Source organism: Pseudomonas sp. VMV1 (genome assembly GCF_056790235.1).
The window spans coordinates 771284-785811 of record NZ_JBXGSE010000003.1 but is presented as its reverse complement, the minus strand read 5'-3'; the positions used below and the strand labels follow the sequence as shown (position 1 = coordinate 785811).

At 65.1% G+C, this 14528-nt stretch carries 16 protein-coding genes; 10 read left to right on the top strand and 6 right to left on the bottom strand.

Annotated elements, in window-relative coordinates; all coding sequences use genetic code 11:
• Position 1: 1 nt before the first annotated feature.
• Positions 2-748 carry a LytR/AlgR family response regulator transcription factor gene (locus tag ACUCV0_RS13695; protein ID WP_017639394.1) on the bottom strand — a complete coding sequence of 249 codons (747 nt, stop codon included), beginning with the start codon at positions 746-748 and terminating at the stop codon, positions 2-4.
• A gap of 4 nt (positions 749-752) precedes the next feature.
• Positions 753-1829 (bottom strand): sensor histidine kinase, encoded by a 1077-nt coding sequence (locus tag ACUCV0_RS13690; RefSeq protein WP_059316570.1) that lies wholly within the window; start codon positions 1827-1829, stop codon positions 753-755.
• Positions 1830-1957: 128 nt separating this feature from the next.
• Between ACUCV0_RS13690 and argH the strand changes: the two genes are divergently transcribed.
• Both argH and ACUCV0_RS13680 read left to right on the top strand, forming a co-directional pair.
• The gene (gene argH / locus ACUCV0_RS13685; protein WP_271653328.1) at positions 1958-3352 is read left to right on the top strand and encodes an argininosuccinate lyase; all 1395 of its coding nucleotides are present in this window, start codon (positions 1958-1960) and stop codon (positions 3350-3352) included.
• 278 nt (positions 3353-3630) lie between these two features.
• Positions 3631-4395 (top strand): endo alpha-1,4 polygalactosaminidase, encoded by a 765-nt coding sequence (locus ACUCV0_RS13680; RefSeq protein ID WP_323156155.1) that lies wholly within the window; start codon positions 3631-3633, stop codon positions 4393-4395.
• A gap of 8 nt (positions 4396-4403) precedes the next feature.
• Here ACUCV0_RS13680 and ACUCV0_RS13675 read toward each other — a convergent pair whose 3' ends face one another.
• Entirely contained in the window at positions 4404-5279 is an 876-nt protein-coding gene (locus ACUCV0_RS13675; RefSeq protein ID WP_482212921.1) for an NAD(P)-dependent oxidoreductase, read from the bottom strand.
• Positions 5280-5324: 45 nt separating this feature from the next.
• Entirely contained in the window at positions 5325-6308 is a 984-nt protein-coding gene (locus ACUCV0_RS13670; protein ID WP_271653331.1) for a magnesium transporter CorA family protein, read from the bottom strand.
• Between the two features lie 55 nt (positions 6309-6363).
• Between ACUCV0_RS13670 and ACUCV0_RS13665 the strand changes: the two genes are divergently transcribed.
• Complete coding sequence (locus tag ACUCV0_RS13665; RefSeq protein WP_482212920.1) at positions 6364-6642, top strand: hypothetical protein; 279 nt, start codon at positions 6364-6366, stop codon at positions 6640-6642.
• On the opposite strand, the gene rnk is transcribed toward ACUCV0_RS13665, so the two are convergent.
• Together rnk and cyaY are read right to left on the bottom strand one after the other, a co-directional pair.
• The gene (gene rnk, locus ACUCV0_RS13660; protein ID WP_313648285.1) at positions 6639-7022 is read right to left on the bottom strand and encodes a nucleoside diphosphate kinase regulator; all 384 of its coding nucleotides are present in this window, start codon (positions 7020-7022) and stop codon (positions 6639-6641) included. The two genes, ACUCV0_RS13665 and rnk, sit on opposite strands and share 4 nt — an antisense overlap.
• 192 nt (positions 7023-7214) lie before the next feature.
• Positions 7215-7544, bottom strand: coding sequence for an iron donor protein CyaY (gene cyaY, locus ACUCV0_RS13655; protein ID WP_059316577.1), 330 nt, complete (start codon positions 7542-7544; stop codon positions 7215-7217).
• 169 nt (positions 7545-7713) lie between these two features.
• Here cyaY and lptM point away from each other — a divergent pair, with 169 nt between their 5' ends.
• From lptM to ACUCV0_RS13620, 7 genes are all read left to right on the top strand, one after another.
• Positions 7714-7839 (top strand): LPS translocon maturation chaperone LptM, encoded by a 126-nt coding sequence (lptM, locus tag ACUCV0_RS13650; protein ID WP_007161378.1) that lies wholly within the window; start codon positions 7714-7716, stop codon positions 7837-7839.
• A gap of 9 nt (positions 7840-7848) precedes the next feature.
• The gene (lysA, locus tag ACUCV0_RS13645) at positions 7849-9096 is read left to right on the top strand and encodes a diaminopimelate decarboxylase (protein ID WP_482212919.1); all 1248 of its coding nucleotides are present in this window, start codon (positions 7849-7851) and stop codon (positions 9094-9096) included.
• Positions 9097-9106: 10 nt separating this feature from the next.
• Positions 9107-9937, top strand: a complete 831-nt coding sequence (gene dapF, locus ACUCV0_RS13640) for a diaminopimelate epimerase (RefSeq protein WP_482212918.1) — start codon at positions 9107-9109, stop codon at positions 9935-9937.
• On the top strand, positions 9934-10620 hold the full coding sequence (locus ACUCV0_RS13635; RefSeq protein WP_059316580.1) for a DUF484 family protein: 687 nt from the start codon (positions 9934-9936) through the stop codon (positions 10618-10620). Before dapF ends, ACUCV0_RS13635 begins: the two co-directional genes overlap by 4 nt.
• Before the next feature lie 15 nt (positions 10621-10635).
• The gene (gene xerC, locus ACUCV0_RS13630) at positions 10636-11529 is read left to right on the top strand and encodes a tyrosine recombinase XerC (protein WP_271653337.1); all 894 of its coding nucleotides are present in this window, start codon (positions 10636-10638) and stop codon (positions 11527-11529) included.
• Positions 11526-12236 (top strand): HAD family hydrolase, encoded by a 711-nt coding sequence (locus tag ACUCV0_RS13625; RefSeq protein WP_271653338.1) that lies wholly within the window; start codon positions 11526-11528, stop codon positions 12234-12236. Before xerC ends, ACUCV0_RS13625 begins: the two co-directional genes overlap by 4 nt.
• A gap of 873 nt (positions 12237-13109) precedes the next feature.
• Positions 13110-14489, top strand: a complete 1380-nt coding sequence (locus tag ACUCV0_RS13620; protein ID WP_323148935.1) for a pyridine nucleotide-disulfide oxidoreductase — start codon at positions 13110-13112, stop codon at positions 14487-14489.
• Positions 14490-14528: the final 39 nt, after the last annotated feature.

Sequence of the window (14528 nt, the reverse complement as noted above, 5' to 3'; positions counted from 1 at the left end):
GTCAGATGCTGTGCATCAGGCGACGCACACCGGCCACATGGCGGCGGCTGACGGTCAGCGCATCGCCATTCATGCCCTTGAGGAACAGCTGGAAGTGACCCAGAGGGGTACGCTGCAGGCGCTCGATGCGCTCGCGGGACACCAGGGCATTGCGATGGATACGTACGAAGCGCTCGCCGAATTCGTCTTCCAGGGCCTTGAGCGGTTCGTCCAGCAGGACCTCGCCACCCGAGTGTCTCAGGGTCACGTATTTGTGGTCGGCGATGAAGTAGACCACGTCGTCCAGCGGAATCAGCTCGATACCCTTGCGGGTCCGGGCGCTGATATGGCTGCGCGGCCCCGGACCACCGCTGGCCGGCGGCTTGGTCAGGGCGGCAAGCTGCATCCGGTTCGGACGCTGGGCCTTGCCCAAGGCGGCCGCCAGGTCTTCCTGGCGTACCGGCTTGACCAGATAGCCAACGGCACTCACCTGGAAGGCGTCGAGCGCGTATTCGTCGTGAGCGGTCACGAAGATCACCGCGGGCGGCGATTCGCGCTCGCAGAGTCGCGCGGCCACCTGCAAGCCGTCCAGACCCGGCATGCGGATGTCGAGCAGGACGATGTCAGGCTTGAGGTTTTCGACCAAAGCGAGGGCTTCCTCACCGTTGGTGGCTGTTGGCTCCAGGGCGGTGTAACCGTCCAGTTGCCCCACCAGACGGGCCAGACGCTCGCGCGCCAAGGGTTCGTCATCGACGATCAGGACATTCATAAGCTCAGGCTTCCCGCATGAGTCGCTCGCATGGATAGCGAAGAGACGTTGTATGCCGCTGGTCGCGGCGTTCGATTTTGAGACTCGCAGCTGGTCCGAAAAGTGCCGTTAATCGCGCCTCGATATTGCTCAAAGCTTGACGAGTACCCTTTGGCGGGCGTGGCTGCTGCTCCACCTCGGGGTCGTAGGGGTTACTGATCACCAGTTCGAACACCCCGTCTCGGTAGGTGGCGAAGATGGTCACCAAACCGCCTTCGATACGCGGCGCGACGCCGTAGATCAGGGCGTTTTCCAGCAGCGGCTGCAGGGTCAGCTGGGGAATCGGCAGATCCGCCGGCACCCCGTCCACGTCCCATTGCAGCTGCAGGCGATCACCCAGGCGCAGGCGCTCGATCTCCAGGTAGCGGCGTGACAGCTCCAGCTCCTGGGACCAGCGCACCTTGGTACCGGGCTGGGCCAGACTGGCACGGAACAGGGCCGAGAGGTCCAGCACCGCGCGCTCGGCCTTGTCCGCATCCAGGGCGATGAGACTGGCGATGCTGTTCAGGCTGTTGAACAGGAAGTGCGGACGGATGCGCGCTTGCAGGGACTCGATACGCGCGTGCAGCTCGGCCTGCTGCTGGCGGCGCCACTGGCTCTGCAGCCAGAAGTAGCGCAGCAGCAGCATGGACATGATCAGGGCGATCAGTGCATGGCGCATGTAGAGCCGCACCTCGCCGGTCCGCTGCAGCGGACCGGCCAGTTGCAGCCAGTCGGCTACCAGGGTGCAGAGCAGCGTCAGCGCCACCACGATGGCGCAACAGAAACCGCCGGCCACCACCGGTCGATGACGTGCGAGCCAGGGCCGCAGGCGACAGAGCAGCGCCGCCGACAGCAGCACGATCCATTGCACGAACAGCGACACCAGCGCCAGCCGGATCCAGTTGAACTGCAGGGTGAAGGGCTCCGCCAGGACGAGGACCAGCACCAGCAGCTCGGCCAGCACCACCAGCACGAGCAGGGCTTCCGGTTCGCAGAGCGCCGGGACGAAGAAGTCGTCGACCTTGACCGGTCGAGGGGTTTTGCGGCGTTCGAGTATCATGGAGCCAGTGTGGGTCAGATACCACTCGTCGGCAAGTCGGCTCCGTTGAATCAGGCCGGAACCCGCTCAGGACTGCTATCATCGGCCCCCTCTCACTTCCACCGACAAGCCCAGCAGCAGGCCGATTCATGAGCAGCGAAAAAACCAACCAGTCCTGGGGCGGACGCTTCAGCGAACCCGTCGACGCCTTCGTCGCCCGCTTCACCGCTTCGGTGGACTTCGACAAGCGCCTCTACCGCCACGACATCCTCGGCAGCCAGGCCCATGCGCGCATGCTGACCCAGGCCGGGGTGCTCAGCGAAGCCGAGCGCGACGCCATCGTCGCGGGGCTGGACGAGATCCGCCGCGAGATCGAGGCCGGCACCTTCGAGTGGCGGGTCGACCTGGAAGACGTGCACATGAACATCGAGGCACGCCTGACCGAGCGTCTGGGCGTGGTCGGCAAGAAGCTGCACACCGGCCGCAGCCGCAATGACCAGGTGGCCACCGACATCCGCCTCTGGCTGCGCGACGAGATCGACGCCATCCTCGCCGAGCTGAACCGCCTGCAACAGGGCCTGCTGCAACTGGCGGAGGCCGAGGCCGACACCATCATGCCCGGCTTCACCCACCTGCAGACCGCCCAGCCGGTGACCTTCGGTCATCACCTGCTGGCCTGGTTCGAGATGCTCTCCCGCGACCACGAGCGCCTGGTCGACTGCCGCAAGCGCGTCAATCGCATGCCCCTGGGCAGTGCGGCCCTGGCCGGCACCACCTACCCCATCCAGCGCCAGGTCACCTGCGAGTTGCTGGGCTTCGAAGCCATCGGCGGCAACTCCCTGGATGGCGTCTCGGATCGCGACTTCGCCATCGAATTCTGTGCCGCCGCCTCCCTGGCGATGATGCACCTGTCGCGCTTCTCCGAGGAGCTGGTGCTCTGGACCAGCGCCCAGTTCCAGTTCATCGACCTGCCCGACCGCTTCTGCACCGGTTCCTCGATCATGCCGCAAAAGAAGAATCCCGACGTTCCCGAACTGGTACGCGGCAAGACCGGCCGGGTGTTCGGCGCCCTGACCGGCCTGCTGACCCTGATGAAGGGCCAGCCGCTGGCCTACAACAAGGACAACCAGGAAGACAAGGAGCCCCTGTTCGACGCCGCCGATACCCTGCGTGACTCCCTGCGTGCCTTCGCCGACATGGTGCCGGCCATCAAGCCCCGGCGCGAGATCATGCGCGAGGCAGCGCGTCGCGGCTTCTCCACCGCCACCGACCTTGCCGACTACCTGGTGCGCAAGGGCCTGCCGTTCCGCGATTGCCACGAGATCGTCGGCCATGCGGTGAAGTATGGCGTGGATAGCGGCAAGGACCTGGCCGAGATGAGCCTGGACGAACTGCGTCGCTTCAGCGATCAGATCGAGCAGGACGTCTTCGCCGTCCTGACCCTGGAAGGCTCGGTCAATGCCCGTGACCACATCGGCGGCACCGCCCCGGCCCAGGTCCGCGCCGCCGTGAAGCGTGGTCTCGAGCTGCTGGCCAAGCGCTGAGGTCTGTCTTGCGCTCCCTCACCGCCTCTCAGTGGCGGCTGCCGGGGGCCGGCAGAGCCGTCCATCGGACGGCTCTGCCTGACGGAGAGCCAGGCCGTATGGCCTTGATGGCACTGTGCTCACCTGCAATCCGTCTACGACAGGGCTCTCTGGCTGAAGGCCCTGGCAGGTCGCTGAGCGGCCGCCGACCAGCCGTCGATAGGGGCGACCACCGGCACTCAGGACCGTGGCCAGGCGGCCGATACTGAAGACTTGACCAGCCGTTCGAGTCAAGTCTCATGCGCCTTTCAGCCTGCTCCATCCTGCTTTGTGGAATGTTCGCCGCTGCGTCCAGCCAGGCCGCCCTGCCCCCGCCGCTGCCCCAGACACTCACCTGGCATGTCCAGCTGAACGGCGTGTTGCAAAAGCCCAATCGCACCCTCTACGACATCGATCTCTATGACACCAGCAAGGCGGTGATCGCCAACCTGAAAGGCAATGGGAAGACGGTGATCTGCTATTTCAGCGCCGGTACCTGGGAAGACTGGCGACCCGATGCCGCCCTCTACCCCAAGGCGGCCCTGGGCAAGGCGCTGGACGCCTGGCCGGGCGAGCGCTGGCTGGACATCCGGCGCGCCGACGTCCGCGTGTTGCTGGCCAAGCGTCTGGACCTGGCCGTGCAGAAGGGCTGCCAGGGCGTGGACCCGGACAACGTCGACGGCTTCAGCAACCCCAATGGCCTCAAGCTGACCAAGGCCCAGCAGCTGGACTTCCTCAACTGGCTGGCCGACGAGGCGCACAAGCGCAGTCTGCTGGTGGGTCTGAAGAACGCCGTTGATCTGGTGCCGAGCCTCTACACCAAGTTCGACTTCGCGCTCAACGAGAGCTGCTACGACTACGCCGAGTGCAACGCCTACAGCTACTTCCGCACCCAGAAGAAGCCGGTGATGATCATCGACTACGGCCTCTACAGCACCAAGCGCTGCAGCCAGGCCAAGACCTCGGGCTACAACCTGCAGTTCTACCCGCTGTCGCTGGCGGCGCTGGGCACCGCCTGCAAGTAGGCAGGCGCTCAGTCGAGCCCGGCCTTCTTGTGCGACCTCTGTCCCAGCGCGATCCAGTCCAGATCGCCCTCGCCCTGGGCGACGGCCTCCAGCAGGTTGTCCCTCAGGACGCTGGCAAAGGGTAGCGGCACCGCCTTTTCCTGCCCGGCCGCCAGGGCCAGGCCGACGTCCTTGAGCCCCAAGCTGAGTTTGAAGGCCGCAGGCGAGAACTTTCGCTCGGTCAGCAGGCGACCGTAGTTCTGGTACACCGGGGCGGCGAACAGGGTGCTGGTGAGGATTTCCAGCAACGCCGCCGGTTCCACGCCATAGCTGCGCGCCAGGGCGGTACTCTCGCCCATGGTTTCGATGGCGCTGGCGATCATGAAGTTGCCAGCGATCTTCACTACGTTGGCCTGGCGCGGCTCCGCGCCCACCGGCCAGGTCTTGCGCCCCAGGACGTCGAGCAGCGGCTGAACGCGCTCGATCGCCGCCTGAGCACCCGCCACCACAATGTTGAGCTGGCCACTGGCAGCCACGTCGGTGCGACCGAACACCGGCGCCGCCACATAGCCCACGCCCGCTTCCGCATGACGCGCGACCAGTTCATCGACCAGGGCCACCGACAGGGTGGCCATGCTGACGTGGATCAGTCCGGCCCGCGCCTGCTGCAGGGCGCCGCTGTCGAGGACCACCTCGCGGGTGGCGGCGTCATTGGCCAGGATGCTGAAGACCACCTCCACGTCGAAAGCCTCCGCCGGCGTCGCCGCCGCACGGGCGCCCTGCTCGACCAACACCTGGACCGGCTCCTGGGAGCGATTCCAGACCACCACCTCATGACCCGCCTTGAGCAGATTGGCGGCCATGCCCTGGCCCATGCCACCCAGGCCTATGAATCCGATATGCATTGGTATGCCTCCTCGTAGTGAAAGGGATGATGCCGGAACAGGCCTCTAGAGCCAGCGGCGAAACTTGAACCAGGCATAGGGAATCAATGCCGAAACCACCATGGCGCCCAGCGCCAGTGGATAGCCGTAGTGCCAGTCCAGCTCCGGCATGACCTTGAAGTTCATGCCATAGACGGTGCCCACCAGCGTTGGCGGCAGGAACAGCACCGAGGCGATGGTGAACACCTTGACGATGTTGTTCTGCTCCACGCTGATCAACCCCAGGGTGGCGTCGAGCAGAAAGCCGATCTCGCCATTCATCTTGGTCTGGTAGTCGCTCAGCGAACGCACGTCGCGCTCCAGCGTCTTGAACCAGGTCTTGGCCGTACCGGAGATCCAGGTGGCGCCTGCCCGGCGCAGATAGGAGACGATGCGGTTGATGCCCAACAGGCTTTCGCTGAGCTGGGCCAGCAGCTGGTTGCTGCGCCCCAGCTGCTTGACGATGGATTGCAGGTCGGTCTTCGGCTGCTTGGCCTGTTGCGGATCCAGAGGTTCGCGAAACACCGCCTTGGCCAGGCGATTGAGATGCGCCTGCACCGATTCGAGGATGTCGGCCACCCGATCCACCAGGCTATCCAGCAGCGAGGCGAAGATGACATCGCTGCGACAGTGCTGGCTCGCCTGCTGCTGGGCCTTGCCGAGAAAGGTCTTGAAAGCGGCCAGTTCGGCGTAACGCACCGTTACCAGCCACTCGGGCGTCAGCACGAAATTGACCACCGAGGCCTGCGGCTGATGCTCGCTGAAGCCGCTGACCACGGTGGTGGTCAGGTGCAGGGCCTGGTCGGTCTGATAGAGTCGTGAGGATTCCTCGATCTCGGCGATTTCTTCCCGGGTGGGGATGTCCATCGCCAGTGCCTGCTCCAGATAGCGCTCTTCCGCCTCACTGGGATCGAGCAGATCGACCCAGAGCAAATCGTCCGGCAGAGCGTCTCCCGGCGACAGCGGCTGGGCCACCAGCTCGTTGGCGGACAGGCGATAGCAGGTGATCATCTAGAAGACTCCAGGCCAGAATCAGGGGTCGCACTGTAACAAAAGGTATCCAGACATGATTGACCACGCCGATGACGAAGAATCCTTCGTGTCCTCCCATCTGATCGAAGCGGTGGAGAACCAGCTCGCCGCCGGCGAGCCGGATTATGTCCAGGCCGTGCTCAACAAGCTGACCCTGGTCGGCTACGAGCGCGAGGAAGCGGTGCTGCTGATGGCCCAGGCGCTGTCCTTCGAGATCGAAGCCATGCTCGACACCGATCGCCCCTTCGATGGCGCCCACTACGAGCGCCTGCTAAGGGCCCTGCCGGACCTGCCCGAGGTCGCGGACGACTAGGCCTCGACCGGCTCCAGCGCCAACAACTCCACCTGCTGCTCCTTGCCGCCGGGCACCGGCCAGCTCAGGCGCTCGCCAGGCGTCGCCCCGAGCAGTGCGCTGCCGGCCGGCGCCAGCACCGACACCCGCCCTTCCACGCCGGCATCCTCGGGATAGACCAGCACTACCTGGTACTCCTTGCCGGTATCGGTCTCGCGGCAACGGACGCGGGAATTCATGGTGACCACGGCACCGACCTCGCCAGGCGCCACCACCCGGGCCTGGGCCAGCTCCTCGTCCAGAGCCTCGGCCACGGGGCCGAATTCAGACAGGTCATCGAGCAGCCGTTCGAGACGGGGCATATCGGCGGCGGAAACGGTGATGGGCGATGCATGGCGCATGGCGGACTCCTGGAGGACAAGACGACGCGGCCCCTGCCGCGAACAGCGGCGGACCAACGGGATGACGGGCAACAGACGCCCAGTGGGAAGCCGCGACACGGGCGGCAAAAGAAAACGGCGCTCGAAAGGCGCCGTCAGGTCACGCTAGCACAGGGCTCAAGGCTCGGGTCAAGCCGCACCGACCGCAGGTCGTCATAGCCCGGGTAGAGCCACGCTCTCGCCGGTCTGTTCCAGCGTCACCCGTACCAGCAGGGCGCCGAGGGTCTCGGACGAGGTGTCGCAGATCCAGCTCTGGCCATCCCAGTCGAAGTGATAGCCACCCGACCGCGCCGCCACCCAGAGCTGCACCAGTGGGGGCTGGCGGCTGAGAATGACCTGGCTGCCGTTGTCGAACTTGATCGTCAGCACGCCGCCCGCATTTTCCAGATCGAGGTCCAGCCCGCTGTCGTCATAGGCGTCTTCGACCTGGCGCTGGGTCTGGTCGACGAGGTGATGGAATTGCGCTTCGCTGAGCCGGCTCATGACGATCCTCGAAAGAAGGGAAACAATCGCCGCACGGTAGCGGGCTGCCCGGATGGCGTCCAGTCGAGGCGTTCGCCAGCGCATGCGCTTCAGCCATCCGGGCGTGTCAAAGAGTCGCTCAACCCCGTTATACTCCGGGCAATATTCGCCTGAATAAAGGTTTAGCGTCATGAAGCGCCTGTCTCTCCTCTTCATCGCCTGCGCCTGCCTGCTGGCCGGCTGCGGTCAGAAAGGCCCGCTGTACCTGCCCGACGACCAGAAAGCCGCCAAAGAACACCGCCACGACGTGTTCTAAGGAGCCCCCATGGAAGTCTTCGCTGTCCGTGCAGGTGAACTGCATGCGGAAGGGGTAGCCCTGAGCGCCGTGGCGCAGCAGTTCGGCACCCCCGCCTATGTCTACTCGCGAGCGCATATCGAGAATCAGTACCGCGCCTATACCGATGCGCTGGCCGGTCTGCCGCACCTGGTCTGCTTTGCCGTCAAGGCCAACTCCAACCTCGGCGTGCTCAACGTCCTGGCCCGCCTCGGCGCCGGCTTCGACATCGTCTCCCGGGGCGAGCTGGAGCGGGTGCTGGCCGCCGGTGGCGATCCGCACCGGGTGGTGTTCTCCGGGGTCGGCAAGACCCGCGACGATATGCGCCGGGCGCTGGAAGTGGGCGTGCACTGCTTCAACGTCGAATCCACCGACGAACTGGAGCGGCTGCAACAGGTGGCCGCCGAGCTGGGCGTGGTCGCGCCGATCTCGCTACGGGTCAATCCCGACGTCGACGCCGGCACCCACCCCTACATTTCCACCGGTCTCAAGGAAAACAAGTTCGGCATCGACATCGCCGACGCCGAGGCGGTCTATGCCCGCGCCGCCGAGCTGCCGAACCTGGAAATCCTCGGTGTGGACTGCCACATCGGCTCCCAGCTCACTACGCTGCCGCCCTTCCTCGATGCCCTCGACCGCCTCCTGGCGCTGATCGACCGCCTCGCCGAGCGCGGCATCCTGATTCGCCACCTGGACCTGGGTGGCGGCCTGGGCGTGCGCTATCGCGACGAGCAACCGCCGCTGGCCGGCGACTACATCCAGGCCATCCGCGAGCGCATCGCTGGTCGCAGCCTGACCCTGGTGTTCGAGCCGGGCCGCTTCATCGTGGCCAACGCGGGCGTCCTGCTGACCCGCGTGGAATACCTCAAGCACACCCCCCACAAGGATTTCGCCATCGTCGACGCGGCGATGAACGACCTCATCCGCCCGGCCCTCTACCAGGCCTGGATGGCGGTGGAGCCGGTGGTTGCACGCCAGGGCGAAGCCCGCCGCTACGACCTGGTCGGCCCCATCTGCGAGACGGGCGACTTCCTCGCCAAGGATCGCGAGCTGGTACTGGCCGAGGGCGATCTGCTGACCATCCGCTCCGCCGGAGCCTATGGCTTCACCATGAGTTCCAACTACAACACCCGCGGCCGTGCGGCGGAGGTGATGGTGGATGGCGACCAGGCCCACCTGGTACGCCGGCGCGAGACGGTGGACGAACTCTTCGCAGGCGAAAGCCGGCTGCCGGCCTGAGGGGAGTTCCATGCAACTGCGCTTCACCAAGATGCACGGCCTGGGCAACGACTTCATGGTCCTCGACCTGATCAGCCAGCACGCGCACATCCAACCCAAGCATGTCCGTCAGTGGGGGGATAGAAACACCGGCGTCGGCTTCGACCAGCTGCTGATCGTCGAGACCCCGACCAAGCCGGACGTGGACTTTCGCTATCGCATCTTCAATGCCGATGGCTCCGAGGTCGAACAGTGCGGTAATGGTGCCCGCTGCTTCGCCCGCTTCGTCTTTGACAAGCGCCTCACCGTCAAGAAGCAGATCCGCGTCGAAACCAAGGGCGGCATCATCGAATTGCATCTCAAGGGCGACGGCCAGGTCCGCGTCGACATGGGCGCCCCGCGCCTGCAGGCGACCGAGATCCCCTTCATCGCCGACGCGGAGGCCTTGAGCCACGCCGTGCAGGTGGAAGGCGAAACCGTCGAGCTGGCCGTGGTTTCCATGGGCAACCCCCATGGCGTGCTGCGGGTCACCGACGTCGATCAGGCGCCGGTTCTCACCCTCGGACCCAAGCTGGAGTGCCATCCGCGCTTTCCGCAAAAAGCCAACATTGGCTTCCTGCAGATCATCGACGCCCAGCGTGCCCGCCTGCGGGTCTGGGAACGCGGCGTCGGCGAGACCCGCGCCTGCGGCACCGGCGCCTGCGCCGCCGCGGTGGCCGGGATTCGCCAGGGCTGGCTGACATCTCCGGTCAGCATCGAATTGCCGGGCGGTCTGCTCAACATCGAGTGGGACGGCGTCGGCCAACCGGTGCTCATGACCGGTCCGGCCACCCGTGTCTATGAAGGCCAGGTAAGAGTATGAGCGAGACCCCCGAACTGAATCCGGATCTGGTCGCCGACTGGCTGCTGGATCACCCGCACTTCTTCGCCGACCGCGAAGAGCTGCTGGCGGAAATGCGCGTCCCCCACCAGCGGGGTACCGCCATTTCCCTGGTCGAGCGTCAGCTCGGCCTGCTGCGCGATCGCAACGGCGAGATGCGTCAGCGCCTGGCCCACCTCATGGACGTGGCGCGGGACAACGACCGGCTGTTCGACAAGACCCGCCGGTTGATCATCGGCCTGCTTGATGCCAACAGCCTCGAAGAGGTGATCAGCACGGTCGAAGACAGCCTGCGCCATGAATTCAAGGTGCCCTACGTCGGCCTCATCCTGTTCCACGAGCATCCCCTGCCGGTCGGCCGCAGCGTCACGCCGGGCGAGGCGCAAAAGGTCATCGGCGGCCTGCTGGGTGGCGAGAAAACCACCAGCGGCGTGTTGCGCGCCCATGAGCTGGCCTTTCTCTTCGGCGACTCCGCCAAGGAAGAGGTCGGCTCCGCCGCCGTTGCCGCGCTGTCCCACCAGGGCCTGCATGGCGTCCTGGCGATCGGCAGCCCGGATCCCCAGCACTATCGCAGCAGCCTGGGCACGCTGTTCCTGAGCCACGTGGCGGAAGTCCTGGCGCGGGTACTCCCACGCTTTCCCGTCCCCTTGCGTACGGTGCGCTGAGCCCGGGAGCGGAGCATGCAGGTCCAGCTCGACGCCTATCTCGATCATCTGCGCCTGGAACGCCAGGTTTCGCCCCATACCCTCGATGGCTACCGTCGCGACCTGCGCAAGCTGCTGGCCTTCGCCGAGGCGGAAGGCCTGGCGGACTGGGGCGGCCTAGACAGCCGCCGACTGCGGGCCCTGATCGCCCAGCTGCACCGGGCCGGTGCTTCCAGTCGCAGCCTGGCACGGCTGCTTTCCGCCTGTCGCGGCTTCTATCTCTACCTGATCCGCGAAGGCTTCTGCAGTCAGGATCCTGCCCATGGGCTATCGCCGCCCAAGGCGCAGAAGGCCCTGCCCAAGGTGCTCGACGTCGACCGCTCCATGCAACTGCTCGACGGCGCCGTGGAGGACGACTTCCTCGCCCTGCGCGATCAGGCCCTGCTGGAGCTCTTCTACAGTTCCGGGCTGCGCCTGTCCGAACTGGTGGGCCTGGACCTGAACGACCTGGATCTGGCCCAGGGGCTGGTTCAGGTCCGCGGCAAGGGCAACAAGGAGCGGGTGCTACCCATCGGCAGCAAGGCCCGCGACGCCCTGGAGACCTGGCTCAAGGTACGCCCCCAGGCCGCGCCGCGTGACGATGCCCTGTTCATTGGCCAGCGCGGCCTGCGTCTGACACCGCGAGCGGTACAGCTGCGCGTGCGCGAGGCGGGTGTCCGCGAGCTGGGCCAGCATCTGCATCCGCACATGCTCAGGCACAGCTTCGCCAGCCACATGCTCAGTGCCTCCGGTGACCTGCGCGCGGTGCAGGAGCTGCTTGGCCATGCCGACATCGCCACCACCCAGATCTACACCCACCTGGACTTCGGTCAGCTCGCCGAGGTCTATGACAAGGCGCATCCCCGCGCCAAGCGTAAGGCCAGCCGATGACGATTCGCCTCGTAACCTTCGACCTCGACGACACCCTCTGGGAAATCGCGCCCGTCATTCATTCCGCCGAAGCCCTGCTGCGCGACTGGTTCGCCACCTCCGCGCCGCGGCTGGGCAGCGTTCCGGTCGAGCACCTCTGGGCGATTCGCGATCACCTGCTGCAGCAGGATGCCGGCTTGAAGCATCGCGTCAGTGAACTGCGGCGTCGCGTCATCCACCAGGCGCTGCTCGATGCCGGCTACGTCGAACCCGAGGCCGGCCAATTGGGCGAGGCCGGGTTTGCGGTCTATCTTGCGGCGCGCCAGCAGGTCACCCTGTTCGAAGACGTCCACCCCACCCTGGAGCAGCTCGCCGACCGCTATACCCTCGGCGTGCTGACCAACGGCAATGCAGATGTGCAGACCATCGGTCTGGCCGATTACTTCCGCTTCGCCGTGAATGCCGAGCAGCTGGGTATCGGCAAACCCGACCCGGCCCCCTTCCGTGAAGCCCTGCGCCTCACCGGCATTCCGGCAGCCGCCACCGTGCACGTGGGCGACAACCCGGTGGACGACGTCGAAGGCGCGCAGCGCGCCGGCATTCGCGCCGTCTGGTTCAATCCCCTGCAAAAGCCCTGGCAAGGCCCCGGCAAACCGGATGCGGAAATCCGCACCTTGAGCGAGCTACCGGCCGTACTGGCGACCTGGTCGGCGGACATTCAGGATTAAGTCGGACCTTAGCCGCGAAGGGTGACCGTTCATACCCTTCCAGCCGTCTGCTTGATTCGGCGATTTCGTTAACCAATCGCCAAATTATTCGTCACACTTATTGCCAACAGGGGCCGGCGCTTTGCGATGCCCTTCACCAAATAAGGCTTGGCCTCGCGAAATTTTGCCAAGCACGCCTCATTTGCCTCTCGATTAGCTCAAGACAAAGGCTGCGATCACCGTCTCGCTGATCAATTTCCTTCACCGGCCCTCGCGTTGACAGTCCAAACCCTTTTGACAATCATTGCTCCTGGCTCGAAGTAGCGCTGGGATTGCGCGCTGAGCCTGATGCCGTAAAGGTCAGGGAAGACAGCATTACCTCCCCTCCTCTGCGCCTCGCCGATGGCTGCTCAAGTTCCTGTTTTCTGCGTTGTCAGGCCTTGATATCGGTAAACAAGCCCTCTGTTCATCCCGTCCAGGTGCAAACCCGTGCGGTAGCCATGTCAAAAAAGGACCGGCTGCCAATGAATACACGGCAACCTGTGCGGTAGCCATGCCCAGGCGATGAACAAAGGACGATGGCCGTGCAAGCAATTACCCGCAGGAATACATGGATGTCATCCGAACGCGTTTCAAACCCCTCAGTAACGCAACTTCAGCCGCACCCGAAACAGGCTGACGGGCACTTGCCTGCGCTTTTTCCGGGTCTCGGTAAAACCTTTGATCAGTTGCGGACAATAACTATAGCCGGTACCGACCGACGTTCATCAGACGGTCACTCAACCAATAAAGGTTGAAACTACCGCTTGCATCTTTTGATTACTGCCGGGCACTGCAAGATCCAGCGTTAACTACTTCAACCGCGCCCTGGTCGCGCACACAGAGGAAAGCCCGATGGCAAGGAATGATCTATCGGAATCGACATTAGGATGTCTAATTGGTGGCGCAGGTCCGGCTGGTCTTGGATTCCTGTTCAACGCCATCAAGCGCGGCGCGATAGAGCAGCTCGCCCGGGCAGGCACCATCATCGTCGATGCCGGAACCGAACTGGGTGCCGGCAAGCTAGGTGACTACCAGATCATCGCCAACTCGGTGAGCGACGTCTTTCTCGACTGTCTGCGCGATCCCCTGCTGGCCCCCATCCTGGCGCCGCTGCAGGCCTCACCGACCTTTCGCCATCTCAAGCTGAATGCCCAGGAAGCGCCTGCGCTGCCCATCGTCGGCCAGCTCTTCCAGCAGGCTGCCGGCCTGGTCCTGCCATGGCTCGAACGCCAATACGGCATTCCCACCTGGCGCCAGACCCGCATCACCGAAGTCACCTGCGAAGAATCGGGCTATGTGGTCTGGCTCGAGCAGGCGGGTGCCATCCGTCGCGTTCGCACCTCCAGCCTGGTGCTGAACCTGGGCGGCGAACAGACGCGGCGCAGCTTCGAAGAAAGCACCCAGGCCCTGGGCCTGCAACTGCCCCAGAGTGCCTCGATCGACAGCTCCGACAGCCTGCTGCGTCTGCAACCCGAGGCCCTGCGTCAGCGTTACCGCGCGCGTCTCAAGGACGGCGGCCCCATCTGCGTGGTCGGCGGCTCCCACAGTGCCTTTTCCGCCCTGGACAATCTCGCCAGTGCCCTGCACCACGACGGCCTGCGCGAATTGACCCTGATCCATCGTTCGCCGATCCGGCTGTTCTACGAGACTGCCGCCGAAGCGGTGGCCGCAGGCTACGACTTCGATCCGGTGCAGGACATCTGCCCCGTTTCCCAGCGAGTCAACCGCTCGGGTGGATTGCGCTACCGGGCCCACGAGATCGGCCGCCAGGTGCTTGCCGGACAGTCCATCGGCGGTACGCCGGTCAAGGTCAGGGCCCTGCAGCTCGATGGCAGCGCCAAACGCCTGGCCAGCGCCCAGTCGCTGTTCGACAGCGCCGCCCTGCTGGTACAGGGCATGGGCTATCAACCCATAGTGCCCGAGCTGCGTAGCCAGGACGGACGTCCCCTGACCCTGCGCACCCTGCGCGGTGGCCTGGATTCCGATGCGGCCGGCTGCCCGCTGGACCAGCACGGCCAGCGACTCAAGGGATTGCACCTCTTCGGTCTGGGCTCAGGTCTGGCGGTTGATCCCCGACTGGGTAGCGAGGCGTCCTTTTCCGGGCGCATCTACGGTGTCTGGCAGTTCCACAACGATGCCAGTCGCGAGGCGCTCGACTCGGTACTCAATCGTCTGGACAGGCCTGGCCTCTCGCGCCGGCAACCGGCCGACGCAGTCGCCGAACACGCTTGACCGAACCGACACGTATCAAGGACTCGATAAGCAGGTACC

What these genes read in the sequence shown, in the direction of transcription:
- ACUCV0_RS13695 (WP_017639394.1), bottom strand. Translation starts at nt 748, where the DNA reads ATGAATGTCCTGATCGTCGATGACGAACCCTTGGCGCGCGAGCGTCTG.
- ACUCV0_RS13690 (WP_059316570.1), bottom strand. Translation starts at nt 1,829, where the DNA reads ATGATACTCGAACGCCGCAAAACCCCTCGACCGGTCAAGGTCGACGAC.
- argH (WP_271653328.1), top strand. Translation starts at nt 1,958, where the DNA reads ATGAGCAGCGAAAAAACCAACCAGTCCTGGGGCGGACGCTTCAGCGAA.
- ACUCV0_RS13680 (WP_323156155.1), top strand. Translation starts at nt 3,631, where the DNA reads ATGCGCCTTTCAGCCTGCTCCATCCTGCTTTGTGGAATGTTCGCCGCT.
- ACUCV0_RS13675 (WP_482212921.1), bottom strand. Translation starts at nt 5,279, where the DNA reads ATGCATATCGGATTCATAGGCCTGGGTGGCATGGGCCAGGGCATGGCC.
- ACUCV0_RS13670 (WP_271653331.1), bottom strand. Translation starts at nt 6,308, where the DNA reads ATGATCACCTGCTATCGCCTGTCCGCCAACGAGCTGGTGGCCCAGCCG.
- ACUCV0_RS13665 (WP_482212920.1), top strand. Translation starts at nt 6,364, where the DNA reads ATGATTGACCACGCCGATGACGAAGAATCCTTCGTGTCCTCCCATCTG.
- rnk (WP_313648285.1), bottom strand. Translation starts at nt 7,022, where the DNA reads ATGCGCCATGCATCGCCCATCACCGTTTCCGCCGCCGATATGCCCCGT.
- cyaY (WP_059316577.1), bottom strand. Translation starts at nt 7,544, where the DNA reads ATGAGCCGGCTCAGCGAAGCGCAATTCCATCACCTCGTCGACCAGACC.
- lptM (WP_007161378.1), top strand. Translation starts at nt 7,714, where the DNA reads ATGAAGCGCCTGTCTCTCCTCTTCATCGCCTGCGCCTGCCTGCTGGCC.
- lysA (WP_482212919.1), top strand. Translation starts at nt 7,849, where the DNA reads ATGGAAGTCTTCGCTGTCCGTGCAGGTGAACTGCATGCGGAAGGGGTA.
- dapF (WP_482212918.1), top strand. Translation starts at nt 9,107, where the DNA reads ATGCAACTGCGCTTCACCAAGATGCACGGCCTGGGCAACGACTTCATG.
- ACUCV0_RS13635 (WP_059316580.1), top strand. Translation starts at nt 9,934, where the DNA reads ATGAGCGAGACCCCCGAACTGAATCCGGATCTGGTCGCCGACTGGCTG.
- xerC (WP_271653337.1), top strand. Translation starts at nt 10,636, where the DNA reads ATGCAGGTCCAGCTCGACGCCTATCTCGATCATCTGCGCCTGGAACGC.
- ACUCV0_RS13625 (WP_271653338.1), top strand. Translation starts at nt 11,526, where the DNA reads ATGACGATTCGCCTCGTAACCTTCGACCTCGACGACACCCTCTGGGAA.
- ACUCV0_RS13620 (WP_323148935.1), top strand. Translation starts at nt 13,110, where the DNA reads ATGGCAAGGAATGATCTATCGGAATCGACATTAGGATGTCTAATTGGT.